At 51.4% G+C, this 26,049-nt stretch carries 12 protein-coding genes; 7 read left to right on the forward strand and 5 right to left on the reverse strand.

Annotation, left to right across the window (positions count from 1 at the left end; genetic code table 11):
* Positions 1 to 125: 125 nt before the first annotated feature.
* Both OIK42_RS08060 and OIK42_RS08065 read left to right on the forward strand, forming a co-directional pair.
* Positions 126 to 1,520: a ribonuclease J gene (locus tag OIK42_RS08060; RefSeq protein ID WP_273639632.1), complete on the forward strand. Its 1,395-nt coding sequence runs from the start codon at positions 126 to 128 to the stop codon at positions 1,518 to 1,520.
* A gap of 378 nt (positions 1,521 to 1,898) precedes the next feature.
* Positions 1,899 to 6,008, forward strand: coding sequence for an EAL domain-containing protein (locus OIK42_RS08065; protein ID WP_273639633.1), 4,110 nt, complete (start codon positions 1,899 to 1,901; stop codon positions 6,006 to 6,008).
* A 14-nt stretch (positions 6,009 to 6,022) separates the two neighbouring features.
* On the opposite strand, the gene OIK42_RS08070 is transcribed toward OIK42_RS08065, so the two are convergent.
* Both OIK42_RS08070 and OIK42_RS08075 read right to left on the reverse strand, forming a co-directional pair.
* A complete protein-coding gene (locus OIK42_RS08070; RefSeq protein ID WP_273639634.1) occupies positions 6,023 to 8,281 on the reverse strand; it encodes a xanthine dehydrogenase family protein molybdopterin-binding subunit in 2,259 nt (752 codons plus the stop codon).
* Positions 8,278 to 8,736, reverse strand: coding sequence for a (2Fe-2S)-binding protein (locus tag OIK42_RS08075; protein ID WP_273639635.1), 459 nt, complete (start codon positions 8,734 to 8,736; stop codon positions 8,278 to 8,280). The genes OIK42_RS08070 and OIK42_RS08075 overlap by 4 nt, the downstream gene beginning before the upstream one ends.
* Before the next feature lie 230 nt (positions 8,737 to 8,966).
* On the opposite strand from OIK42_RS08075, the gene OIK42_RS08080 reads away from it, so the two are divergent.
* Positions 8,967 to 10,640 carry an AMP-binding protein gene (locus tag OIK42_RS08080; protein WP_273639636.1) on the forward strand — a complete coding sequence of 558 codons (1,674 nt, stop codon included), beginning with the start codon at positions 8,967 to 8,969 and terminating at the stop codon, positions 10,638 to 10,640.
* Between the two features lie 99 nt (positions 10,641 to 10,739).
* Here OIK42_RS08080 and OIK42_RS08085 read toward each other — a convergent pair whose 3' ends face one another.
* Positions 10,740 to 11,396 carry a dUTP diphosphatase gene (locus OIK42_RS08085; protein WP_273639637.1) on the reverse strand — a complete coding sequence of 219 codons (657 nt, stop codon included), beginning with the start codon at positions 11,394 to 11,396 and terminating at the stop codon, positions 10,740 to 10,742.
* 589 nt (positions 11,397 to 11,985) lie between these two features.
* Here OIK42_RS08085 and recC point away from each other — a divergent pair.
* From recC to recD, 3 genes are read left to right on the forward strand one after another with little or no spacing between them, the layout of a single operon-like run.
* Entirely contained in the window at positions 11,986 to 15,276 is a 3,291-nt protein-coding gene (gene recC, locus OIK42_RS08090) for an exodeoxyribonuclease V subunit gamma (RefSeq protein ID WP_273639638.1), read from the forward strand.
* A complete protein-coding gene (gene recB, locus OIK42_RS08095; protein ID WP_273639639.1) occupies positions 15,276 to 18,932 on the forward strand; it encodes an exodeoxyribonuclease V subunit beta in 3,657 nt (1,218 codons plus the stop codon). Before recC ends, recB begins: the two co-directional genes overlap by 1 nt.
* Positions 18,929 to 20,815 carry an exodeoxyribonuclease V subunit alpha gene (gene recD / locus OIK42_RS08100; RefSeq protein ID WP_273639640.1) on the forward strand — a complete coding sequence of 629 codons (1,887 nt, stop codon included), beginning with the start codon at positions 18,929 to 18,931 and terminating at the stop codon, positions 20,813 to 20,815. Before recB ends, recD begins: the two co-directional genes overlap by 4 nt.
* Before the next feature lie 45 nt (positions 20,816 to 20,860).
* Here recD and OIK42_RS08105 read toward each other — a convergent pair whose 3' ends face one another.
* On the reverse strand, positions 20,861 to 21,892 hold the full coding sequence (locus OIK42_RS08105; protein WP_273639641.1) for a M14 family metallopeptidase: 1,032 nt from the start codon (positions 21,890 to 21,892) through the stop codon (positions 20,861 to 20,863).
* Positions 21,893 to 21,894: 2 nt separating this feature from the next.
* Positions 21,895 to 23,361, reverse strand: a complete 1,467-nt coding sequence (locus OIK42_RS08110; RefSeq protein ID WP_273639642.1) for a glutamate-cysteine ligase family protein — start codon at positions 23,359 to 23,361, stop codon at positions 21,895 to 21,897.
* 369 nt (positions 23,362 to 23,730) lie between these two features.
* Between OIK42_RS08110 and OIK42_RS08115 the strand changes: the two genes are divergently transcribed.
* Positions 23,731 to 26,028 carry a zinc-dependent metalloprotease gene (locus tag OIK42_RS08115; protein WP_273641442.1) on the forward strand — a complete coding sequence of 766 codons (2,298 nt, stop codon included), beginning with the start codon at positions 23,731 to 23,733 and terminating at the stop codon, positions 26,026 to 26,028.
* The last annotated feature ends 21 nt before the right edge of the window (positions 26,029 to 26,049 follow it).

Consider the following 26,049-nt stretch of genomic DNA (forward strand, 5'->3'; position numbering starts at 1 on the left):
GGGGCCGCTTACGTATAATGTAAATATGTCAAAACTCCGTCCAGTCCGGTGTGCCTTAATACCGTCGCTGTAGCAATTTTCGTCATTGACTATTCGATAAGCCAGCGTAGTCAGAGGTAGTCATCATGAGCAAGGAGAATACGATTTCAGCACTCGTCCCCGGGGATGCAGATTTTTGGTTTTTACCGCTTGGTGGAACCGGGGAAATTGGCATGAATCTCAATTTATATGGGCATGCCGGCCAATGGTTAATGGTTGATTGTGGTGTCACCTTTGATGAGTCTTTACAGGCTCCATACCTGGACAATACTGCGACAACCACCGACAAGCATAGTATTGTTGCCCCCGATCCTGCTTTTATTGTGGAGCAACGAGAGCGGCTCGCGGGGCTGGTTTTAACGCACGGTCACGAAGACCATATCGGAGCTGTTGCGGCTTTGTGGCCGCGGTTACGCTGTCCGGTGTATGCCACCCCGTTTACGGCTGAAATCCTGTATCGTAAATTGGGTCAGGCGGGATTAGTTGGCAAGGTGCCTGTGCAAGTGGTAAACCCCGACGATAACGTCAAGGTGGGTCCGTTTGTCCTCAGCTGGCTGGATATTACCCATTCTATCCCCGAACCTCAGGCACTGTTAATTGCCACCGACGCTGGTACAGTTTTGCATACTGCCGACTGGAAAATAGACGCACAACCGATTACGGGTAAACCCTTTGATGCGGCGCTGTACCGTGAATTAGGGCAACAAAACCTGCTGGCATTAGTCGGTGATTCAACTAATGCGCTGAAACCTGGTTTTTCGATTTCAGAGCGGATCTGTGCTGAAGGGCTCTCAACGCTTATACGACAATGCCCGGGGAGAGTTGTTGTCAGTTGTTTCGGCAGCAATGTCGCGCGACTGATTTCCATTGCCCGCATTGCCCAAAAAACCGGCCGCTATCTTGGCTTGCTGGGGCGATCGCTGGAAAATATGTTAGGTGTTGCCCGAAAGACCGGTTACTGGCCCGAGGATCTGGAGATCATTGACCGCCAACATCTTGGTTATCTGCCGCCCAACGAGGTACTGGTGGTTGCGACGGGTAGTCAGGGAGAGTCCCGAGCTGCGCTTAACCGGTTGGCTATTGACGGCTCCCCTTATTTTGAATTGGCAGAAGGGGATACGGTGATCTTTTCCAGTATTGTTATTCCCGGTAATGAAACCGCCGTAGAACGCTTAACCGAAAAGCTCAAAAAGAAGAAAATAAACGTGATTCAGTCAGAACACAGTGAAGTGCCAATTCATGCCAGCGGTCACCCTTGCGCAGAAGAACTGAAACTGATGTATCAGTGGACCAAACCGGGTATGGCGATTCCTGTGCACGGCGAGCCAGAGCATTTGCAGGCCCATGCCGACATAGCCCGGTCGATGGGTATTCGACGCACCTATGTGGGCCGTAACGGCGACTTGTATTTACTCGCTCCACAACCGGGTATTCGTCGTCAGCGTGTGCCTGCCGGACGCATTGCACTCACGCAGCGCTAACGCCGAGGCAGGCTGTCGTTAGTCAATTTAGCCGCACACCTGCAGAGAGTACAGGCAGTCTCCACGGCGTAATTAAAAGCGGCGCACGCCAAGCGTGTTTTTGCCTACCCTGAAAAATAGTTCAGGCAGGGCAGTAACAGGGCTAATAAATAGCTGGTCCGACATACAAATTGAGTTAGTTTTGTGCTATTAATTACAGTAATTTTGCAATGCACTTCTAGCAACGAAACCCTTGAGAAACAGGGAAGGCTAAAGATATTAATGAGTAGTGGTTCATCGTTCCCTTTCCTAACCCGATATCTGTTGATAATGATATTCAGTTACACACTGACAGTATCGGCAGACGAAGGTGCATTATCGCCCCTCATAAAGACCCCAATGACGTCAGTGTTGTCTACCCAGCAAGGGCTGGTTCAGGACAGTGTTGCCGATATTCTTATTGATAACGACGGTTTTGTGTGGATTGCCACTGACGGCGGCCTTGACCGCTACGATGGTTATCGGGTTGAACATATCACAGGTAACAATGATGAGCTGGCATCGACTCCCATCGAAACACTCTTTTTAGACAGTAATAACCGGCTGTGGATTGGTACGCAGTATCGCGGTGTATACATGCTCGATTTGAACACAAGTGCGTTGCAGGAGATGTCAAAAATCCCGTCACAGGACTTTCCCGACTATTTCCAGCTTATCGAAAAATTCTTTGAGTTACCCGATGGCAATTTATTGATGCTCAGTCGCGAGCAGCTGATTCGCTTTGACGTAAATACCAAAGAGCATAAGGTGCTGCATAGGGCCGAATCACGGATTGAAGGCAGGGCGCCATATCTGCGCGACTTTATCCTGACAGATGGTCTGCTGGTGTTGGCGACGTCAGAGGGGCTTTACACCGCAGACTATTCGTCGGAGTTAGCCTTTCACCGGGTTGAGCACCGTGCAGGGGTTGAGCGCACTATCGATAATGCCAATACGAAAAAAATCGTGTTAAACGATGACACGCTATGGGTCGGCACGGTGACAGGGTTATTCAGTTTACCCTGGGACAATGTTAAACAGGCTCACCGGACCAGTATAACAACCGTTGCAGGTGCACAGCTGATTGTTAAGCAACGCAATATCTGGCAAATACGCAGCCAAAGCAGCGAGCTGATTTGGCTTGGCACTGACATAGGCCTGTTGCGTTTAAGCCGTGAAAAGGGCATCTGGCAATGGCAATATGTGCTTCAGCCTTCTACTGACGGTATTGCATTTTCACACCAGAATATTCGTGCATTGGTTATTACGCCATACAATGATTTGTGGCTAGGGTCTTACTTTAATGGCGCTATTTTCTGGTCACCTAAAAGTCTGTATTTTAAGCCGGTACAAAATTATACCGGTGAAGCCAAAGTCCTCAGTGACAATGTGGTGTGGGCTATCTATGAAGATGAGGATCGAACACTCTGGGTGGGCACCGACAATGGTTTAACACACTACAATGAACGCACCGGAGAAAGCGAATTCTATATTGTTAATCCGGGCAGGACAGAGCAATACAGCATTCACAATATAACCAAAATTATTCCGCTTCCCGATGATAAATTATTGCTGTCAACGCTTGCCGGTTTATTGTTGTTTGACCGCCAAAGTAAGACGTATGAGCGTCTTGAATTCGGTTTAGAAGAAGAAGAGGTTATATACCTGGCAGGCCCGGCTCTGGATAGCAGCGGTCAGTTATATTTTTTTGGCGATAACTTTTATCGTTACGACTTTAACGACGGCAAGCTGCAGCAGTTAGACGAGCTTGAAGCGCAGATCCCGTTTCAAACGATCTCTAATTTTATTGGGCCTAACCCCATACACACAGACGAAATGTTAGTCGCAACCTATGATGGCTTGTGGTCTTTTAATACTGTGACCCTAAAGGCAAAACAGATTCATCGTTTACCTGAACGCTTAATCAATACGGACTTTTGGCCCGACAAAGTGAAGCTGGCAAACGGCGTGTTATGGGTCGTTTACCCCGGTTACGGATTGGTCGGGCTGGATGCACAAACTTACCAACAACTTTTCCATTATGGTCACAAGGAGCTCGGCCAGGGCGCTGTCATGTTTGATTTATTAAGAGACGATGACGGCTATTTTTGGTTTAGTTCATTAAATGGTATCCATCGCTTTTCTGCAGAGGAGCGTTTGTTTGTCCGCTATGAATATGGCCGCGAACTGAGCATTGCAGAATTTAACCAGGGCGCTAATCAACGCTTACGTGATGGGCGTATTGTGTTCGGTTCACCCAAAGGGTTACTGTTTTTCGATCCGCAAACGATCAACAAAATTACCCAACAACAAAGCCTGCAACGGCGCCTGCAGGAAATGGTAATAACGGGCGTGAATCTTGCGTCAAGGCAATTGAACTTGCCTAAAAAAAATCTGGCGAATACCCACGTTCATTTAAACCATGATGACTACGGGTTATCCATTGAGTTTTCGGGAATGGACTTTTATGGTGCCAGAGACACCAACTTTAAATACATGTTGCGCAAGAATGGCCAGGTCATCAGCGAAGATGTGACCCGTGATACCAAGGTGATATTGCCATCATTAGCGGCTGGGGAATATCGCTTTGACGTGTTTCCGGTGTCACAATTTACCCAATCAAAACGGTTACCCGCCAGCCTGTCGATTACCATGGATTACCCGCCTTTTTTATCACCCGTGGCGTATACGCTTTATGCGGTGATCATTGTGACCCTGATTGGCGCGTATCTGTTTAGCCGGCACGTACAGTTGATGCGCCTGCGGCAAGCCCAGCAACAAGTGAAACTATTCGGCAATGCATTCCGGCACACCAGCGACTGGGTGGTGATATTCGATGAACAACACAATCCGGTAGCGGCAAATCCGGCGTTTGAACAAGCTTTTGGGCTAACGCCACGTGAAAGTCTCGATCGCCAGCTGTCGCGTTTATATCAGCAGGTGCCAAAACTTGAATCACAGCTTTCAGGCCAGCTCCACATGCTGGTTGACAATCAAGAATGGAAGGGTGAAGAGCGAATTCAAATGCCCGATGGGCGTGAATATGATGTGTTGGTTGATATCAATCGCATGAGCGAAGATAACGATTCAAATGATACCCATTATCTGGTGGTCATTTCTAACATTACCGAGCAAAAAAATGCCGAGCGTAAACTGGTTAAAATTGCTAATTACGACAACCTGACGGGGTTGGTTAACAGAAGCTTACTGCTTGACAGGCTGGAGCATGCAATCAGTTCGGCAGACACACACAATTACCTGATTGCTGTGTTATTTGTTGATCTTGACAGGTTTAAGGGAATTAACGACTCGCTGGGACATGACTACGGCGATAAGCTGTTACGTGTGGTGGCCAACCGCATGGTTAACCAGGCGTCAAAAAGTGACACGGTGGCCCGTTTAGGCGGCGATGAGTTCGTCATTGTCATGGAAGAAGTGGAGCAGGAGTCAACGGTATCGAGCTTTGTGTCGCAACTTATCGAGTCAATTGAAACGCCGATTTCATTGGGTAAAGAAGTACTGCGGGTGTCCTGTTCGGTAGGTATCTCATTTTATCCTAATGATGGTGCAGAGCCGGCTGAGTTACTCAAACAAGCCGATGTTGCCATGTATGCTGCGAAGAAAAGTAACGTTGCAGCCTTTACGTATTTTACTAAAGAAATGAATGAGCGGGCGGTACAACGCCTCGAACTTGAAAACATCGTTAAATCAGCCTTCGAGCAAAAAGCATTTCAAAATTTTTATCAGCCGATTGTAAACCTGGCCACCGGCAAAACCGAAGGTGTCGAACTGCTAATGCGTTGTCACTTCAATGATGAGTGGATACCACCAGCGGCGTTTATTCCTGTGTTAGAGGAACTACGTCATATTATTGAGCTCACCCGTGCCTCCATTGCCACGGCAGTAACCGATTTACGAGACTGGTATGCGCAGGGTTTCGAGGGGTATGTGTCGATTAACCTGTCGGCGCTGCATTTTAAAACCCACTTTGATTTGGATTACATTGAAGAACTGCTGAGGCATTACGACTTGCCGCATAGCGCGTTGCGTTTTGAAATTACCGAAAGCGTGCTCATGGATAAATCTGACGGTGTATTACATGAACTCAACCGTTTTCGCGATGCGGGCTTCAAACTGGCGTTGGATGATTTCGGTACCGGATATTCGTCGTTAAGCTATTTGCGCCGGTTTCCTCTCGATATCTTAAAAATTGATAAGTCATTTATTGATGATGTGAAAGTCAGTGAGGATGAAAATGCTCTGGTCCTGACCACCATTAACCTGGCGAGCAGCCTGGATATGGACTGTATTGCAGAGGGCATTGAACATCCGGAGCAGGTGCGCTTTTTACTTAATCACGGCTGTCCGCGGTTACAAGGTTATTATTTTTCGCATCCGGTGGATAACAAAACAGTGCAGCCATTGCTGTTTGAGCAATGGCTGCCACTGGTAGACAAACTCATACCCTAAAGTCGGTATGGCAATCAGGCTGTATTAATATTAAGCGGGATAGGCAGATTCCTGAACCGTTGACCGGTTGCCGCAAACAGCGCATTGGCCAAAGCGGCGGCGGCTGGCGGCGTCGGCGGCTCACCTACGCCACCGGGTAATGCGTCACTTTGAATGATCTTTACGTCAATGTTGACTGGTGTTTGCGGCATACGGGCGACCTGGTAATTATGGAAGTTACTTTGGGTTACTTCACCATTGAGCGCCGTAATTTGACCGATGGCACAGCTGATACCATAAATCAGACCGCCTTCGCATTGTGCTTTAACGTGATCCGGATTAACCACCGTACCGGCGTCCAGCACAATATAAGCATTGGGGATAGTCCACTCGCCACGGTCGTTAATCTTCACCTCAATAACGGCTGCGGCATAACTTAAAAACGAGCGGTGTGCTGCCAGTCCCAGAAAGCGCCCTTGTTGCGCACGGTTGTCCCAGTCTGCCATTTGGGTAACTTGTTCAACAACGTGTTTAAGCCGTGCGGTATCGACCGGGTAATCGCTAAGGTCATCACCATAATTAGAGTATTTGGCATTGCTTTGGCTAAAATCAATATGCCGATCGGGGCCAATTAAGTTAAGTAAAAAGGCTTTGTGATCGGTGTTTGTCTGGTGTGCCAGTTCGGCCACAAAAGACTGCGTAGCAAAGGCATGATAAACATTTGCTACGCTGCGCAGCCAGCCTATTCTGACGTGGGCCTCAGCCTCACCGCGCTCCATTTGTAAATTAGGAACGGCAAAGGGCGTATCAATAAGCCCTAAATCTAACTCACCATCGCTCGGTTTGTTGGCGTCGGGATTAAACGTTGAGCCAATGGGCGGGAATACACTTTTGTGATACCAGCCGGTGACCTTTTTACTCTCATCCAGTGTGGCACTGAGGCGCTGGGCACTGACCGTATGATAATAACCATGCTTAATGTCGTCTTCACGGCGCCATATGACTTTTACCGGACGCCCGGCAGCCTTGGCCAGCAAGGCGGCTTCGACAACAAAGTCGGGTTTGGCTTTGCGGCCAAACCCGCCACCAAGCAAGGTGACATTAATGGTTACGGCCTCCAACGGCAGTTGAAGGGCATTGGCTACCTGTTGGCGGGCACTTTGCGGAGACTGCACACAGGCCCAGATTTCGGCACTGTCAGCGCTGACTTTAGCCGTTGCCGCAGGCGGCTCCATCGGCGCCTGGGCCAGATGCGGCGCATAGTAACTAGCATCAATGACGCTGCTTGCCTGTTCGCTGGCTTGTTTAAAGTCACCTAACTTGCGCACAACTTCGCCGGGTTTGCTGGCTTCTTCCAGTAGCGATTGTTGATAGGTGTCTGAGTTGTAGCTGGCATTGGTGCCGTTGTGCCACTCTGTTTTCAACGCATTAACACCTTGCCACGCAAGCCAGGTATTGCTGGCTAATACTGCAATACCGCCTAATGGATTAAACAACGCAGGGGCCGAGGCTTCAGGCAAATTAATAACGTCAATCACGCCGGCCATGTTTTTTACTTCATCCTGATTGGACGATTTTACTTTACCAAATAAAACAGGGGGGCGTTGAATAACCGCGAAACACATATCGTCCAGCACCACGTCCTGGCCATACACGGCATTACCATTGGTCATGTCTTTAAGATCGACACTGGGAACGGCTTTACCTATTTGATTCCAGTTCTGGCGTGGTTTAAGTTTGAGTTTGCTGGTGTCTGGCAGGGTAAGACCGGCTGCAACACTAACCACTTCAGCAAAGGGCACACGTCGCCCACTGGGCCGGTGAACGACATGGTGCGCTTCGGTATAGCATTCGTCAGGCGCTACTTTCCAGCCTTTTGCCGCAGCGGTGCACAGCATTAATGCCGCGGCCGCACCAGCTTCGCGTAAGCGCTTAAAATTGCGCCGGATACTGCGTGAGCCATCGGTATTCTGATCGCCATATTTGGCGTCACCAGTGGCCTGATTAATTGTCACATATTGCCAGTCAGCGCCCAGTTCCTCCACGATTAACTGGGGAACACTGGTGCGTATCTGCTGGCCCATTTCAGAGCGGTGACAGGTAATTTCGACGTCGCCGTTGTCGGCAAAGTGGATAAAAACATTGGGGGTAAAGCCACTCTCGCTGGCACCATCGGCAAACATGGCGCGTGCCTGAGTCCCCGGCAGGAGTGATAAACTTAAGGTAAACCCCGAAGCGGTAATGCTGCGCTTTAAAAAAGCCCGGCGAGATTGAGAAAGGGTATTATTACTCATTTCACCACCACCTTTTGAGCCGCGGTTTTCACTGCTGCACGAATGCGCGGATAAGTACCGCAGCGGCAAATATTGCCGGCCATATGGTTCTCTATATCGGCATCTGAAACGGCTTGTTTTTTATCAACCAGGGCAGCGGCTTGCATCATTTGACCACTCTGACAGTAGCCACACTGTGGCACATTATGTTCGCGCCACGCCTGTTGAACAGGGTGCGACGCGTCCTTGGACAAACCTTCTATGGTGGTAACAGACTTGCCATTAGTGGCGTTCATAGGGAGCTGGCATGAGCGTGTTGGTTCGCCGTCGATATGCACAGTGCAGGCGCCACACAGGGCCATACCACAGGAATACTTGGTCCCGGTCATTTTGAGATCGTCGCGAATAAACCACAACAGGGGCATGTCAGGGTCACCCTGGTAGTCAAACTCCTGTTCATTAATGATGACTTTCATAGCTTTCCTCATGTCTGTATGGTGCACGCTTTTACATCATCAGATTTTACCCTTTAAGACAATGCATAAGGGCCCAAAAGCGAACTTTAACGATAAATACCGCTATTCAATTCATTTAATGTTAGCGCTTTTCTACTACACTTTGTTAGATTTATTTCGATGTTAATGTAAACTACTTGTTAATATGGGCAATTATTCAAAATAGTTAATGATTACCGGTGGATATCAAAATGCCAGAGAAGTCAGTAGTACCCCAGCCTGATTCGAGTAACAATCTGTTAGCGTGTCTGTATCACTGGGAGCAACACACCCCGGATAGCCTGTTTATGGTGCAACCGGTCGACGGGCATTATCACACCTATTCCTGGGCGACCGTCGCTACCACCGTGCGCAGTCTCGCGCAGCAGTTAATTGACATGAACTACGAGCCTGGTAGCCGGGTTGCCATATTGTCGAAAAATTGTGCTGAGTGGCTGATGGCTGATCTGGCGATTATGATGGCGGGTTATGTTTCGGTGCCGATATTTTCCACTGCCGGCACTGACACCATAGAGTATGTGCTTAAGCATGCCGAGGTGAAGCTGGTATTTGTGGGTAAACTGGATGAAACTGAAAAACAACTCAGCGCTATTGCCGATGACATTACAACGGTGGCCTTTCCTTACCCTAACATTACAGCTGACTATAACTGGGAGCAATTTACTGCCGCCGTGCCACTGAAGAGCAATACGCAGGTTGAGCCAGATGCACTGATGACCATTATTTATACCTCGGGCAGTACCGGCAGCCCTAAAGGTGTGATGCACACTTATGGATCGATGGCGTGGGCGGGTAACCAGGGCATGACGGATTTACACCTGGGTACACAAGATCGTCTCCTGAGTTATTTGCCGTTGGCACATATTACCGAGCGGGTGTTGGTAGAAATGACCGGCTTTAAAGCGGGATTAACAATACACTTTATTGAATCGTTAGAGACGTTCCAGCGGGATGTGCAGCACTGTGAACCGACGTTATTCGTGTCGGTGCCGCGTTTGTGGTCTAAATTTCAGTTGGGTATTTTGCATAAGTTACCGCAGGCAAAACTCAACCTGCTGTTAAAAATTCCGCTGGTTAACACACTGATCAAAAAGAAAATTCGAGCTGGTCTGGGCTTGAGTAAAGCGAAATTGTGCGCCAGCGGCTCAGCCCCGCTGGCACCGGTTATTACGGCCTGGTTTGCCAGGCTTGGCATAAACATTAGCGAAGGGTGGGGCATGACCGAAAACGCCGCGCTGGGTACCGCCAGTTTGCCATTTAATGCCGATAAGATTGGCTCGATAGGCAGGCCCTGGGGAGGGGTATCACTGCGCCTGTCAGAACAACAGGAATTACTGACCAAATCACCGGGCAATATGCAGGGTTACTACCTTGATCCGGAGCGCACTGCCGAAGCCTTTACCGAAGATGGTTATTTACGCACCGGTGACAAAGCCGCTGTTGATAACGATGGTTACTATTTTATTACCGGGCGAATTAAAGAAATCTTTAAAACAGCAAAAGGTAAATACGTAACTCCGGCGCCGATCGAAGCCTTATTGATGGAAGACAATCATATCGAACAGGTGTGCGTGACCGGCGCAGGTTTACCGCATCCTGTTGCGCTATTAGTGTTATCCGAAGAGGGCCAGGCGCAAAGCGCCGACGCTGTTACGGCCTCGCTGCGTGATACGCTTAAAAAGGTCAATGCAAATCTTGAAAGCCATCAGCGCCTGGGTCATTTGATTGTGATATCAGAGCCCTGGACCATTGAGAATGAGTTACTTACGCCCACCTTAAAGGTTAAGCGGCACGTGCTGGAGAAACGCTTTAGCGAGGTGATCGAGCAGGACTACAGCGACCCCATCGTGTGGCATGAGCGCTGAGGCGAAAGTCGTGACAGGCAAGTGATGTGGAGCCGGTTTTGGCCTGATTAAACACTCAGGCAACCGGCTCCAGGCCGAAAGTGAGCCGGTATAGCTTACCTAGCTGGCGTAGCGTTGTTGTAGTCCCTGATAAACCAGGTCGGCATAATCAACAGCGTTAATATCCAGCGCTGCTAATACCTCTACCAGATGCTCGTTGTCTTCGCGACCCTGCCAGGTTTTTTGATACGTACCGGCTTTGTAGCCATTGTCCTGTCTGAAGAAATTGAGGATATTTTTACCCACATACTGACGATACAATTCGTCGCCGCTCATCTCACACTGCTCAACGATACACATAAACAGGGGAACGCTAAAGCGTTTGGCGGCACATAAACCAGCCATTAACTCCAGGTTATCCAGTAACGAGAGCGATGCCGGGGCATAATCTTTGCCATCAAAGGTGACAGACGGGTCTTTTTGTTGAGCGAGTTGGGCGGCCAGTGCGTGGGCCGTAGCGTCAATGTCGCCCTGATAGTCAATAATGCTGGCAGACAGTGCAAAATGCCAAATATCAACCAGTTCCATTTGCAACTGCGGTAAATCTTTTTGTTGTGCTTTCCACCATTTCCAGCCGTGGTGTTCAATTGCTTCCACCGACTCAACCATAGCCGCGCGTAAATAACCGTAACCGGCCGTGAGCCATTGAGGGTTGACCTTTATATTCATTTTGTTCTGCAGCGACAGCATTGTATTAAGTTGTTGTTGAGTCAGCATAAGTTACCTATTTATTGGACCATGACAGTGAGGTGTGGCTGAAAAATACACGCTGCCAGAGCAGAGGTCGTTATTCATCCTAAGCGGTAAAGTTTAACATGACCCGGCGCCAGATAAACACCATTACAGTGAACAACAGGTAGGAATAACGAAGAGGCAAAATGCACTTGTTTAATGCACTTTATGGGAGCGTATGCACCATATTGATGAGGTTGGCGGCGGGCCGGCTAACGGCGATATTGCTTAACTTACTGTTTTTATTGGTTTTAAATGTTGGCACTTTTTCTGCAATAACTACATTGTTAACTGCGTTACATGCTGGCGTTAACTTTAGCCGGTGCCAGGCAACGCCGGCCAGAGTTGTCAGTGTGTAGCCCGTAACCTTGCCCATACAGATTTTTCGTGTCCTGAGGTCTGTATGGGTTTTTTTATGTCTGTTATTTAATTGCTTCAATCCGACGCGCGCTACTATAAAATATTGTTGATATTTTCACCAGTCATTTTTCTGCTTATTTCTAATTCTTTGCTATCAGTGCATACTTAACCTCAGTTTGGATGTATGTACATTCGGTCAAAGGATACCTGCTAAGTGCTAACACTTTATCCCTCCAATAAGCTGGAACACCTGAGCTTTTTATTGGCAACGTTACTCGACCAGCAACCCGCCAAAGGCTTAGCGGCTGATATCGTGCTGGTTGAAAGCCCGGGTATGCAGCACTGGCTAAGTATGCAGCTGGCTGAGCAGCGCGGCATAGCCATGAACGTGTCGTTTCCGTTACCGGTACGTTTTATGTGGGACACGGCCCGGCAGGTGCTCGGTGAAGATGCTGTTCCCAAAGAGTCGCCGTTTCGGCGTGAAACGCTGCGCTGGCGTATTTATGCGCTGTTTTGTGACCCTGAAGTACTGGCTGAGCCAGCCTTAAGCCGGGTCGCCGGGTTCCTCACTCAAAGTCAGCAAAACGGCGGCGGGCAGCTGCAATGCTTGCAACTGGCCGTTGCTTTAGCAGATTTATATGAACAGTATTTACTCTACCGCCCCGATTGGTTACTGGCATGGGAGCGCCATGAACAGGTTACGGCAGGTGATGCCGACGAGGTATGGCAGGCGCAGGTATGGCGCAAGCTGGTCAGCGATACCCCCACACATCCGGCGCGTTTGCACGAACGTATGGTCGCTGCGCTCAAACAGCCGGATCAGCGACTGATCGAGGCGTTACCCGAGCGCATTATTTTATTTGCGATCAACACCATGGCCCCTCAGTTTGTGGCGTTTTTAGATGCGCTGGCCGCAATAGTCGATGTGCACCTGTTTCATTTAAATCCTTGTGTGAACTATTGGGGCAATGCCGCCGGTCGCGGTGAGCAGGCCCGTTTATTGCGTTCAGAAGGTATCGAAGCCTGGCTGACACAGTCTCAGGATAATCCGATGCTGGCAAATTTGGGCCGTCAGGGCCGTGATTTGTTTAATCAGCTTACCGAGCTGCAAAGTTACGAAATCAGCGCGTTTGATTTGCCGCCACCGCCGGAGCAACAGCCGGATGCTAGTTTATTAAGTCAGGTGCAGCAGGATATTCTGGAATCCACCACCGGCGAGAGCCATTATCAGTGGCAGGCTGACGACAACAGTATTTTGATTAACTCAGCCCACAGTGCACTGCGCGAAGTACAGTCGTTGCATGATTATCTGTTACGGCAATTCGATAGCGACCCGGATCTGCAGCCCCGCGACATACTGGTGATGTGCCCGGCGATCGAGCAATATGCACCGGCCATAGAGGCGGTCTTTGCCCGTGTGGGGCTCATGCTCGACGACGACGAGGTGTCGCCGCGGATCCCGTGCACTATTGCCGACCGCTCACCGCTGGATGCCGACCCCCTGGTCGCCGCGTTTTTATCGCTGCTGTCGTTGCCCGATAGCCGTTTCAGCGTCACACAAATACTCGAATACCTCAGCTTAACGCCGCTCCAGCGACGCTTTGGTCTCAGCGAAGAGAGTCTGACGGTCATTGAATACTGGCTGGAGCAGGCCAATATTCACTGGGGACTGGACGGTTCCCATAAAGCAGCCATCACCGCTGATGCCACCCACAGTGAGATGTTCAGTTGGCAGTGGGGGTTACAACGGTTATTGCTCGGTATGATCAGCGAAGACCACGTTCAATTGCTGGACGGTTGCGTGACAGTGCCCGATGTGGAAGGGCAGGCAAGTGCTGAGCTTGGCCGTTTAATGCTGGTCATTGAGCGGCTCATGCAACATAACCAACAGCTCGGCCATCCGCGCAGCGCCGAAGATTGGCAGCATTATCTGTACAATCTGCGCGATGACTGTTTTGCGCCCATCAGCGACGACACCGACAGCTGGGAAAGTATCGGTAAAGCCATCGCTGATATCGCATTGCAATGCGAACAGGCAGGCTTTACCGGTCAGCTCAGTCTGGCTGAGGTCCGTGACGTGCTAACCCGTCGGTTTGCCACACCTGATGCAGGTAATCACTTTATGACCGGGCAGGTGACGTTTTGTTCGATGCTGCCCATGCGCAGTATTCCGTTTAAGGTAATTGCTATTTTGGGCCTTAACGATGGCGAATTTCCGCGTACTAACCCGCCTGGCAGTATTAACATTATGGCGCGCCATGCCAGTCGTCTGGGCGACCGTTCGCGGCGCCAGGAAGACCGTTACCTGTTTTTAGAAGCCATTATCTCAGCCCGCCAGGCGTTGTATTTAAGTTATCAGGGACGCAGTGCGCTCAACAATGCCGAGCGTCAGCCCAGCCTGGTATTGCAGGAAATGATGGATTTTCTGCACCAGGATTATGACTGGGATGCCAGCCAGGCCGTCCGCCAACTGCCGCTACATCCGTTTAGTCCCGATGTGTTTCGAGGCCCGTGGCCAAGCTACGCGGCAGGCTGGCACCGCCTTGCACAGGCGGTCATTGCGCCGCCTACAACCGACGGACATCAGTTATTGTCATTCGACAGCGAAGAACATCGCACGCGCAGTCTGAGCAGTGTAGAACTGGGCCGCTGTTTTGATGATCCGCTGGCCTGGCTGGCCCGTCAGCTGGGGTTACGGTTAGAGATAGATAATCGTTTGCTGGAAGACAGCGAGCCATTTGAGAGTAATAAACTTACCCGCTATCGCTACATTGATGAACTGGTCGGCCGCGGCGCAACAGCCGGTAGCAGCGACGCCCTCACGCAACAATTTTTGCGCAGCGGAGATTTACCCGATACCCCGGTTAGTCTTAATGAATTAGCGCTATGGCAGGAAGCCGGGCAATTACTTCTTGATGCGCTGCCAATGGCAGCCGATGTTCAAACAACCCTCGCCACTCAGGTAGGGCGCTGGCACCTTTACGGCAGCTGTTACCAACTCGACAATGAGCTGGTCACTTATCATGTGGGTCAGCATCAGATCAGGCGCAGTTTTGTGGCCTGGATCACCATGCTGATAGCAAACAGTGAAGGGCTGACATTACCGCTTACCTTGCATTATATAGACTGGAATAAACAGCCTTTACAGCACCAAACGCTGGTCTTTGAGGCGTATACCAGCGAGCAGGCGCAGGCGTTACTAGCTCGCTTAGTCGCCATGGTAGAGCGCATTGAGCAACAACCCACACTAATGCATTTGGCGGTGGCTGAGGTGTTTTCTAAGTTTGCCGGCATGTCGGCTGATAATACCGACTGGTTGCAGCATGACGAACTGCCAAAGCGCTGGGAGGCGCTCACGGATGCCAACGATCCCTACAGTAAGCTGGGTAACAGTGCCTACTTTAACTGGTTCTTCAATGAATTACCGTCCGTATCAGATTTGCCGCTCACCGAGATGGCAGCGCTGTATTGCCCGTTTTTTAACAGTTTAGCGAAGGCAAAATAATGACCGCACAGCACTTAGACGTTATTCAAATTCCTTTGCGTGGTCGTCATTTAATCGAAGCGAGCGCCGGTACCGGTAAAACCTTTAATATTACCCGCATTTATTTGCGTTGCCTGTTAGAGCGCCAGTTAAGTGTGCAGCAGATACTGGTGATGACCTTTACCAAAGCAGCCACCGAAGAGATCCGCGGGCGGATTGCTGCGACCCTGCGCGATGCCTTGCACTACTGGCAGCAACGGGCGGCTAATCAGTCCCCGGCGCAGCCCGACCCGGTGCTCGATGCGATTTATCAACGCGTCGCGCCGCAGCAGGCTCTGGCACTCTTACAGGCGGCCCTGCTTGAGCTGGATGATGCGGCTGTGTTTACTATTCACAGCTTTTGTAACAAAGTACTGGCTGACATGGCTTTTACCTCTGCCGCGCCGTTAGAACTGTCGTTGGCCACCGATACACGAGCCCTGTACTTGCAGGGTTGTGAAGATTTTATGCGTAAAATTAGTCGTGACAGTGACGCCTTTGCGCAGTTGGTCGACAACAAATGGCATACGCCGGAGCGCTTTATGGCGCAGTTTAAAACACTGCTCGAATTCTCTGGCAGGCCGGTCATCCCTGAAACCGAACAAATCGAATATGAGTATGCTGAGGCGTTGGCGCAACTCGACGAACAGTTCCGCCCGCACACCACAAAACTCCTGCACGAGCTGGTCAGTAACGAGGCGTTGTTTCAGAGTGCTGTGATTGGTAATGATAAAGCCCGCGAACAGGAATGGCAGGTTATGCTCGACTGGCTGCAAAATGGCCCGCTGGCCGATACCCCGCCAGAAGTCGCAAAATTTGTTCATGGTAACCGTTACCGCGCCAAGCGTGAGGGTGTGGAGGAGGCCAAAGCGATTGTCGAGGCCTTTAAACCTTTTCGCAAGGCCCTCGATAAAGCCGTAAAGGGGCTTTCAAAGTCCAGACAAACCCTGTTGGATAAAGTGCCTGTGTATACCCTTGTGGCAGATGGGGTGGAATACGTACAGGCCCATGTAAAAAAACAAAAGCAACAGCTGAATACGGTCGACTTTAACGATCTAATTCGTATGCTGGCAAGCCAAATCAGTGGTCCGGATGCGCCGCTGTGTGAACAACTGCGAGGGCAGTACCCGGTTGCCTTAGTGGATGAGTTTCAGGATACCGACGCTGACCAGTATCATATTCTGGCCAATGTCTACCCGCCTGCGGGCCAGACACCATCTGAGCTGGAAAACACAGATGCTGTGCAGCCAATAAATGCCGACGCTACGCCAACGCTGATGATGATAGGCGACCCAAAGCAAGCGATTTACGGCTTTCGTGGTGGCGATATTTTTACCTATTTGCAGGCCGCCCGACAGGCTGAATACCGCTGGGTCATGGACACCAACTGGCGTTCGGTTGCGCCCCTTGTATCGGCGTATAACCGTTTGTTTTGGGGCGCAGAACTGTCGCAGCCAGCGCGTGATTTATTCGACTTTGACATCCGCTATGAGCCGGTCAATGCCAGTGACGGCGCCAAAGCGGCCGCTACGCCATTAACCGATCCGGCCGGCGATCGCTGTGCTCTGACGTTTTTATGTGACAGTCCGCTCCCGCAGGACAGTGACAATAAAGGCGCAACACGCCAGCGACTGGCCCGTTTGCTAAGCCTTGAAATCGTGCGTTTACTGGCTGAGGCGAAGTTAGGCGACAACCCCGTGCGACCGGCAGACATTGCCATTTTAGTGCAAACCGGCAGTGAGGCGAAAGTCATTCAGCAGGCCCTCAACGAGGCGGGTTTACCGGCGGTGTATTTGTCTAACCGTAACAGTTTGTTTGCCAGCAATGAGGCAGGCGATCTGCTATTGGTATTAAATGCTATCTGGCACTCCCATGATCTGCGTTTGGTCAACGGCATTATCGGCAGTCCATTGCTGGGCCTCAACCCGGCGCAGATTCAGGCGATGTTAGTGGACGACAACGCCAGTGACTGGGATACCTTACTTATGCAAATAGCCCGGTGGCGCGATATTTGGCTGCGTCGCGGCATAATGTCGTTGGTACTGGGCCTGTTGCAAAACCATTATTTGCCGACTCGCGGCGAGGCAGAGCGCAGCCTGACTAACTATCAGCATCTGGCAGAGCTGTTACAGGAAACAGCCAAAACATACCCTCAGCCGGGCCACTTACTTAACTGGCTGCATCGGCAGGTGCAGGCCCCGGAACAGGCCGAAGAGCATATTCAACGGCTGGAATCTGATGCCCGACTGATTCAAATTGTCACTCAGCATGGCTCGAAAGGACTGGAGTACCCCATTGTGTTTGTGCCCTTTGCCGGTGAGTACCGTGATCCGGTGAAATTTGGCAACCGTCAGGCTGAGGTATTGCGTTTTTATGATGAACACGCCGGCATGCAGCAAATGGCGCTGGGCGCAACACCGGCAACCGTCGCGCAGGTGACTCGCGAGGGCGATGCGGAGTCGATGCGGCTGCTGTATGTGGCGATTACCCGTGCCTCCCACCGCTGCTATCTGGGTACCGCAGAAGGTAAGCAAACTGAACAGTCTTCCCTGGGACGTCTTGTCAGACGGCCCGATTTTGATTCCTGGCAACAGGCGATAGCGCATTTTGCGGAGCAACCATTCACCCATGCAGCCCTGATTGAAGACGTAAAACCCGTTGATTATCATGGTAATAATGATGAGGCAGAGCCACTGACGTATCTGCCGTTTGCCCGTAAATTTGATGATAACTGGCGCTTGTACTCGTTTTCGGCACTCTCGCGTCAGGCCGCACACACCCAGTATCGTCAGCGCGAGGCTGAAGTTCCGGTTGAGACAACCCTGCCGGCCGAGCTGGCACAACAGCAATTACGCTACCAACTGAAAGCCGGAGCCCAGAGCGGTAACCTGCTGCATGACTTGCTGGAGGTGACCGATTTTACCGCACCAGACTGGCAGGAAAGCGGCGTACAGGTGGCTAAACGATATGGCATCGACGCGTCTCAACACGAAGCGCTGTTCAGCTGGCTCGACGAGGTATTAGCCACGCCCATGGCATTATACGACAACAGCATGCTGCAGCTTAACCAGTTACCATCAGGTGATACCTTGCGTGAGGCCGAGTTTTATTTTCCCTTGCAGCAGGTTAATCGCGCTGCGCTGGTTACTATCCTGCGTGAACACCGCTTAAGTATGGGCCACGATGCATTGTCGCCAGCATTAGAGGGTGCCGCTATCGACGGTATGATGCATGGCTTTATTGATCTGATCTTCACTGCCCACGGGCGCTATTATGTGGCCGATTACAAGTCGACCTTTTTGGGGCTGTCGCCTGAGGATTATGACCCTGATGCTCTTAACCACAACAACCAGCAACATTACTATGATTTACAGTACCTGATTTACAGCGTGGCACTGCACCGCTTTTTAGCTCAGCGTATTGACGATTACGATCCGACGCAGCATTTTGGCGGCGTGGCGTATTTTTATTTACGCGGCATGGCGCCCGGCCACCCGCCGCAAAGCGGGGTGTTTTATCATCCCTTGTCGGTAACCTTACTGACCGATATGGAACGGGCATTAACCGGCAATGTAACCCGGTGCACCAGCACCGATAGCATCGGTGATGAGTCCTGCAGCGTCGGGGAAGACCAATGAAATACACTGACTTTGCCGCCTGTAGCGCACAATTTGCTAATATCGAAGCCATTGACTACTTTTTTGCCCGCGAGATGCTGCAGCGGGGCGGTGACACTCTGCCAACGGGCAGTGACGAGGCAATTTTTTGCCTGTTACTGGCACTCAGCGCTGCGCAACGAGCCGGTAACAGTTGCCTGTCACTGACGGATATAGCCGAAACTCGCTGGTTTGAGCATGCCGGACAGCCCGATACCGGCTGGCAATTTGGCGCGCTCGATACCCTTATACAACAAGCCACTGCGCTCAGTGCGGCAGCGCCACTCAATAACAAACTGATTTTACAGGACACACGGTTATATACCGCCAGGTACTGGCAGTTTGAACAGGAATTAGTGACCCAAATCAGCCAGCGCTGCCAACCTTTAACGCTCACCGACCGCCAACAACAGCAGCTAAAAGACGTGTGGCCGGTATTGTTTTCAACTGTGCAAAGCAATACTCAGGAACAAGACTGGCAACAGGTGGCCGTAGCATTATGTATCAACCGGCCGTTTGCAATGTTATCCGGTGGCCCGGGTACCGGTAAAACCTATACGATTGCGCGTTTGTTAATGGCGTTGCAGGTAGCCTGGCAGGGTGAATTGTCGATAGTGTTAACCGCGCCCACTGGTAAAGCCGCCCAGCGACTGAGTGAGTCAATGGATGCTGCGCTGGTCCAATTTTCCCGGTCACCTGCGCTGGCCTCCTATACTGCGCAGTTGAGCCAGCCGGCTATGACACTCCACCGTTTGCTCGGTATGCCGCGCTGGGGCATAAATAGCCGCCACAGTGCCAGTAATACCATTGCCGCCGATGTGATAGTGGTGGATGAAAGCTCGATGATTGATTTGGCCCTGATGACGCGTCTGTTCCGGGCGCTGGCGCCCCACACCCGGGTCATCCTGGTGGGCGATCCCAGGCAGTTACCCTCGGTGGAAGCCGGTAATGTATTAGGCGATATTATTGCCGCCTTTGGCCGCAGTGCACAGAGCGGTGTCGATGAGAGCACGGCGGCACAACTGGCCACCTTGTGCCCGCACTTACCGGCCTTAACGCGCCACACACAGCAACACCCGACGCCATTGGTGCACTTTGAACTTAAACGTGCCCAGCGCTTTGGTGGTCAGCTGGCAGCAGTGGCGGCGGCCATCAACAGCGGCGTTGTCGACGGATTATGGCAGCAACTGGGCAGCGCCGATGCGCGGCAAAAAGACGCGTTAAATGGTGTGGCGCAATGTGCGTTTAATACTATCGACGCGCAGTTTAATGCTATTGTCCGTGACTGGTTTGGTGGCATTGCCGGTGCCGCTACACTTGCCGAAGCCATGGCACAACTGCAGTCGGTGCGTTGGCTGACGCCGTTTCGTCAGGGTGAATATGGCAGTGAACAACTTAATAGCCGGATTGAGCGATTGCTTACACCCGGGGCGGCCCAACGCGGCATCTACCGCGGTCGGCCGGTAATGATCACCGAAAATCATCACGGACAGCGCTTGTATAATGGCGATGTAGGGCTGATTTGGCCGGACGAGCAAGGCGTGTTGAAAGCCTGGTTTGCCGGCGCTGAGCATCAATACCGCTCGGTTCCGCTGATGCGCTTACCACGTCATGAAACGGTTTACGCCATGACAATCCATAAATCCCAGGGCTCGGAGTTTAACCGTCTGATGCTGTTATTGCCGCAAGCGCCTTCTTATCATGCGGCCGGTATTTATACCCGCGAGCTTATTTATACCGGGCTGACCCGGGCGAAGGAGGGCGCTTTGTTAGTAACCAGCGAGACAATATTGCAGCAAGCGGTTAAACACCAGCAGCAACGCAAAACCGGTCTGGCTGAACGTTTACGTCAGGCTTTCGAATAACCCGTTGTTGAGTTACCTGTGGTGATTACCGGGCCTGACATGACCTTAGCTGCTATCGGTATCGACAAAGTAAAGCAGACAGTCTGACTCAGCGATGTCCGGACGCGTAGTGACCATAAACAGTTTTAATGGGCGGGCAACGGTGAGTGCATTGCCCTGCAAACGAAAGTAGTCATCGATAAATTCATTCGGTTGCTGGCCGGTAAGGCGAAAATGCGCGAGCTTATGATGGTCGAGCCAACCGAGTATGTCGCCGGGCCGGGTCACGCCAAAGTTATGCCGCTCGATATCCTGGTGCATGGTAACGTTGGCACCAAATACCGGCCGCTCAGCATAGGCCAGGCTCGTCCCGGGACAAATTTCCAGGCGTTTGGGCTGGCATAGCAGATCCATATCCTGTCGCGGCTGATACACATCCTCAGCGCTTAAAAAAGAGTGTAAACCATCAAACGCATTGGCCGTGGATTGTTCATCCATGGCACCGCCTGCCTCAATTGTGATGATGGGGCAGCAAAAAGGCACTTCCATTATCGATCCCAGTTCGATATCAGTGTGAATAAACCAGCGCGTGAAATGTGACGCCAGGGCTTGGTGTTGACGACTTTGCCGGGTCGCCACACTGAAGGCGGGTCCGCTGCCCGAGGTGTTGTGGATATCGACAATCGCGTGAGGACTGAGATCTACCAGATAATCAAGAATTTGCCTGGCTAACAGGCCGGGGACGTCGTTGTAAGGCGGCCGGAAGCAGCGGTTAATATCACGGTTTTCAGGCAGTGCCCGATGCGTAAATACCGGCTCTCGCAGGGCCGCCTCAACAGAAACAATAATAAAGGTTGTGTCGGCGTAGGGTTTAAAACCCGCGCGAAGTAAGCGGTGAATAGCTTGAAAACCTGATGGTTCGTTGCCGTGCAATAAGGTTGTCACAGCGCGTTTGGCGCGGGTCTGGCCGGGCACGGTAATAATGCTCGGCTGGCCAAGCTGGTGCAAAAAGGCCAGGCTGGATTCTGCGATGTCTGCCGGTGTGGGGGCCTTAAGCACCTTAAAGCCGGGCAATGCCATGAATGTAGCCGTACTCATTGTTATGGTGACTCCCACTGGGCTACAGGTTGACCGCTGTGGCTTAACTGATAATAGCGTCGGCACAATTCCACCAGGGCTGCTTGCTCACCGTGCTGTTCGGTTAACGCCTGATAAGTATTCAGCTGCCATGTGGCGCCGGTTTGACGGGCGGCCAGCCGATGCTCTATGAGACCCAGATAATAATCCCGCTCCGCCCGGCTGATCCCTATCCTGGCCAGCCCCTCGTCGGCCAGCGGCAATAAATCAGCCAGAATATCCGTGACCCGATGTTCCTTCAGACTGCGCTGTTGTGGGTGTGGCCAGAGTATTTTGGCGTTCAGACCCGACTGGGCACAGCGGTAAAAATTGTATTCGGCATACTGAAAGGGCAGGCGTTGTAAGTACTCTTCGCAGTGCGGCGACAAGGCTTCAACCAGACCAATTTGCAGCGCTGCATTGGCGAGCATATCCTGATTCGTCGGCCCGGCCGGTAAACTGCGGTATTCGATCCGCACATGGCCCTGTTCGCCGGGCTCAAACACGGCGCGGTTCCAGCTCCACACGGTACCATGGTGAAGATTGAGCTCGGTAAAGGGGGCTGGCGGGGCATTGAGCCGTTCGCTGAGCACTGGCAATAACGGCGGATATAACGACACGCTTTCAGTAAAGCAGTCGGTGATACCGTTGCGCAGCCAGCCATGTCCGTAAGTCACCCGGGAGGGCTGGCGCCATTCGGTGGCATTGGTATGGCGATAATCAATGGACTGTTTAAACAGCGCAATCCGGGTTTCCTGCCATAACCGTTTACCCATAAAAAAGGGCGAGTTACCGGCGATGGCTAACACTAGAGGCGTCACCAGCTGGGCGGTATTAAACGCATCGGTAAAGCGCGTTAGCGGAATTTTATGGTGCAGTTGAAAAGAGGTGTTTGCGCCTTCCATGGTAACATCATCGCTGGTGGTTTTGACCACGTCCTGGCCATGAATATCAATGTCAAAAGGGGCTCCCCGCTGTTGGGTTAACTCTCGTGTAAGCGCCTGATAACGAGGCCGGTTGGTCATGTAGGTGTCGGTCAGGTGGCTGCTATCCAGAGTTGGTAATATGCCAATTGACAGTGCATGACCGTCGTACAGCGCCGCGGTCTGGTCGAGCGTTTGCGAGGCCTTATCTAACTGAGCCTGAAGCGCTTTGAAGGCCGCCTCGCCGGCGTTAACCGGTTTGAGGTTAAATTCGATATTGTATTGGTTTAACTCTTCCTGCAGGCCTTCCATGCGGGCCTTTTCGAGCATCTGCTCAATTAAAGGGGCCGGCGTGAAATGCTGGTTTACCAGGTAAAGTTCCAGCTCCGCGCCGATACTGACCTGCGGGTTGTTATAGCAGGGCCGGGTGAGTTCAGCCGTCATCTCAGACAGTTGCTGATGCACTCGCTGATTGAATTCTGCACGCTGTTGATCAGTAAAATCATGTTGTTCAAAGTTTATGCCCATAACATCCCGGTAGGTACTCTAATCAGTTAATGAATTTTGTCGACCTGTTAAGTGTAGAAGCAGGATGTACAGAGTACTAGTAAACTGTCTGGTGACGTTGATGCAGATCAATCGCGAAAAGACTTAATTTGTATTTAATATAGGCACTTGCGCTCGATCAACCGTTGGTCGTTTATCGGTGTTGTTGGTAGTTTGGTCAGGTGTCACTGGATTTACCCGTCTCGATTAGGTAGCTTAACAGTACTGCCGTTTTGTTCAGCATTATTATTGGAGGACGCTCTGTTGCGAGTATTGGTATTGGTTGTGAGCCTGTTGATAACAGGGTTTTCACCGGTTAAAGGAGAGACGATTGCCTCCTTTACCGAAGGCATGAAAAAACAAGCGGGTTTTATACCTGTTTATTATGACAGCAGCGAAGATAAAGTGTTTTTGCAAATTGACGCCACGGACCAGCCGCTGTTGTTTCAGTCAAGCTTACCGCAAGGGGTAGGCTCTAACGATATTGGCCTGGACAGAGGCCAGTTGGGCGCAACCCGTCTGGTGCAGTTTGAACGTTACGGGAATAAAATTTTACTTAAACAACTCAATACCGAATACCGGGCCAGTGCCGACAATCCGGCCGAAAAAGCCAGTATCGATGAAGCCTTTGCCGACTCGGTGATTGCCGGTTTCACCATTGTAGCGAGTAACGATGACTCGGTATTGATTGATTATACCGCGCAGCTTTTCAGCGACATTCACGGTATTGCAGAACGTCTTAAGTCAAGCAATCAGGGCAGCTTTAAACCCGATGCCAGTCGCAGCGGTGTTTATATGGAAAAAACCAAAGCGTTTCCGCTCAATACTGAGCTGGAAGCCCTGGTGACCTTTGGTGGTAACGGCACCGGTAGCTACCTGCGTTCGGTCACTCCCGATGCAGACAGTGTCACCGTGCATCTGCATCATTCATTTGTTGCTTTGCCTGATGATGGCTATGAACCGCGGGCTTTTCATCCGTTTTCGGGCTACTGGAAGCACAGTTGGCAGGATTATTCGGCGCCGATTACCGAGCCTCTTGAGCAAGCGTATATACGTCGTCACCGACTGGCCAAGAAAGATCCCGGCGCTGCGATCAGCGAAGCCGTTGAGCCTATTGTTTATTACCTCGATCCGGGTATTCCCGAGCCAGTGATGAGCGCGTTAAAAGACGGCGCCAGCTGGTGGAATCAAGCGTTTGAAGCAGCAGGCTATAAAGATGCCTTTCAGGTAAAAGTGCTACCACCAGATGCCGACCCGATGGATGTACGATACAACGTCATCAACTGGGTTCACCGTGCTACGCGGGGCTGGTCGTACGGCTCTTCGGTGGTTGACCCGCGCACCGGTGAAATCATTAAAGGTCACGTTACCCTGGGCTCGTTGCGGGTAAGACAGGATTACCTGATTGCGCTGGGGTTAACCAGTCCTTTTGGTCAGGATAGCAACGCGACGACAGCACAAAAAGAAATGGCGCTGGCGCGCATTCGCCAGTTATCGGCTCACGAAGTAGGCCATACACTGGGTATTGCCCATAATTTTGCGGCCAGCGAAAATGGCCGTGAGTCGGTGATGGATTATCCGCACCCGAAAATCGATATAGAAAACGGTGAGTTATCACTGGCTGATGCCTATGACGTTGGCATGGGGCAGTGGGATAATTACGTTATTGCCTATGGTTATCAGGATTTTGCTGACGATACCAATACCCGTGAAGCCCTTGAATCAATGGTGGTCGCGGCCCGCGAACAGGGCTTAAAGTATAAGTCGGACGCCGATGTACGTGCGTCGCGTCACGCATCGGCCGATGGGCACTTATGGGACAACGGCGAAAATCCGCTGGCGCAATACGACCACCTCATGCAGGTACGTAAGCTGGCCCTGAGCAACATGGGGCTGGATACGCTGCAAACCGGCGAGAGTCTGTCGTCACTGGAAAACGCCTTAGTGCCGGTGTATTTGCTGCACCGTTTTCAGCTCGAGGCCGTGGCCAAACAGGTCGCCGGCATTCATTACCAGTATGAAAACAAAGGCGACTACGCGAAGCCCCGGGGCGTTAAAATGGTAGCACCCGAGACCCAGGTGGAGGCCATGACCCGGCTTATCGATGCCTCAACGGCACAGGTGCTGGCCATGCCGGATGCGTTGTTAGATTTAATTACGCCGCCTGTTTTTGCCGAAGCCGAAACCCGCGAGCAGTTTAATGGCCGCATGGGTCGCGTATTTGACCCCATTTCAGCGGCCGAAAGCGCAGCCGCTTTTAGCCTGCAACTGTTATTGCACCCAGAACGCCTTAACCGCTTGGTATATCAGCATAGCCGCCAGTCAAGTGTGCCTGGCGTGGATGATTTAATTCGTAAAATCTTTTCGGTGCATTTTTATCGCCAGCAGCGTGCCAACAGTAATCTGATTGCGCGCTTGCAGCTGGTGGCGTTACAAAGTGTTATGCAGACCTTGCAGGGCAAAGACACCGCGCCTGAAGTGAAGCTGGCAATCACGGCTGAGTTAATGACGTTGACCGAATGGCTCGAAGATGAAGATGATGTGCCGGGTTACCGCGCACTGGAACACTATCTTGAGCATTACTGGGAAACCGGTGAATGGCCGTTAGCGTTTAGTGTGAAACCACTTCCGCCGGGCTCACCGATTTAAGCCTGACAATCCAACTCAAAC

The organism is Alteromonas gilva, assembly GCF_028595265.1.
In the GTDB taxonomy this organism is placed as follows: Bacteria; Pseudomonadota; Gammaproteobacteria; order Enterobacterales; family Alteromonadaceae; genus Alteromonas; species Alteromonas gilva.